The sequence below is a fragment of the Arthrobacter sp. JUb115 genome, from assembly GCF_004365035.1.
Classification (GTDB): Bacteria; Actinomycetota; Actinomycetes; order Actinomycetales; family Micrococcaceae; genus Glutamicibacter.
In genome coordinates, this window is the sequence record NZ_SOBS01000025.1 from 1 (window position 1) to 1,533 (window position 1,533).

At 50.9% G+C, this 1,533-nt stretch carries 1 protein-coding gene; it reads left to right on the forward strand.

Annotated elements, in window-relative coordinates; translation table 11 throughout:
* The first annotated feature begins 49 nt into the window (after window positions 1-49).
* A complete protein-coding gene (locus tag EDF61_RS18640) occupies window positions 50-1,477 on the forward strand; it encodes an IS3 family transposase (RefSeq protein WP_133835121.1) in 1,428 nt (475 codons plus the stop codon).
* Window positions 1,478-1,533 lie beyond the last annotated feature (56 nt).

Below are 1,533 nucleotides of genomic sequence, written 5' to 3' on the forward strand. Positions count from 1 at the left end.
GTGAAGTGCCCCCCAAAAGTTAGACATCTCAGCAGAAAGAGATCTAGCAATGGGAAACCCTGCAAGCAGACGTCTAGTAGACAAAGATAAACAACGCAGAAAGGTCTTGGGTAAAGTCCATCGCGGTGCCTCCATCTCAGACGCGGCGCGACTGTCTGGCTGCTCATACGAGACAGCAAGAAAATGGGTCAGAGGCGCCGAACGGATCGGCTTTGCTGAAGCACTCAAACCAAAAACCACGCCAAAAAAGTGGTCTGAAAATATCAAACGTGAAGTCGCAACTGCTTTCCTAAATGGAACTCCGGCAGCTGATCTGGTCAGAACCTATCGGTTGCCGTACGGTAACTATCCAGAGATGTGGGTCAAAAGCTTAGGGCTGGAGAAAGAGATGAATCCAGAACAGCTCGCTAATCAGGCTGCAAATAGAGCATTATCGGCGTGGGAACATGGCGACCAATTCTGGCGGTCATGGATTCATCAGATGCGCGAATACTTTGACCAGGCCCAAAAGGAAGCGGCCACCGACGCTGAGCGTGTTCGTCTTCTTCAAATGCAAGCAGACATCCTAGAAAAATGTTTCGCCTTGAGGTCCTTGGAGAGCGACCCGACGAGAGTCCTGGACACAATAGTGACTGACCTCAAGGCAACATACACAATCACCTCACTGGCGGCGGCAGTAGGAGTTCCCAGAGCTTCGTATTACTGGCGTTGCCGGCATAGTGATGACAAAGAGCGACGCGACCATGAGGTATCTGCACGAATTCACGACGCGTTCGAAAGAAGCTACCGCGCTTACGGGTATCGAAGAATGACGCTATGCCTCCGACAGGGCCTAGACCAGCGTCCTGCACTGCAGGTCAACCATAAAAGGGTTGCCAGGCTGATGGCGCAAATGCATTTACAAGGCGCGAAGCCCACCAAGAAACACTACAACTCTTTCAAAGGGCGTGATCCTGAAAGCATCAACCGCTTAGCTCGTAATTTTCACACAGACGAACCTGGAAAGGTACTAGTCACCGACATCAGCATGTTCAATGTAGGGGCACATCGTGCATTCTTTTCTCCACTCCTCGACCTATTCAACAACGAGGTCATCGCTTGGAGAATCGAATCTAGCGCAAGCGGCGCGATGACCGATGCCATGTTGCGAGAAGGACTGGCGAAGTTGCCAGACGGAGCGGTTCCAATAGTTCACACGGACCAAGGAAGCCAGTACACGGCCAAGAGCTGGAAAAGCATCTTGAACGAAAACGATGCTATCCAATCGATGAGCAGGGTTGGAAATTGCCACGATAACTCGCCAGCGGAATCTTTCTTCAGTCGAGTGAAAACGGAATTCGGCCGAGGAGAAACTTACTCAACCATCAGCTCATTCAAGAATGCGCTGGACAGCTATATTCGATGGTGGAACAACGACAGGATAGTTCAGCGTCTGGGAACTAGCCCAGTGCGCTATGCTCAGTCCAAAGTGGCGTAAAGTCTGTCTAACTTTCGGGGTTCATTCCACAGACACACTTTATTGCCTATAGCCCT

What these genes read in the sequence shown, in the direction of transcription:
- EDF61_RS18640 (WP_133835121.1), top strand. Translation starts at nt 50, where the DNA reads ATGGGAAACCCTGCAAGCAGACGTCTAGTAGACAAAGATAAACAACGC.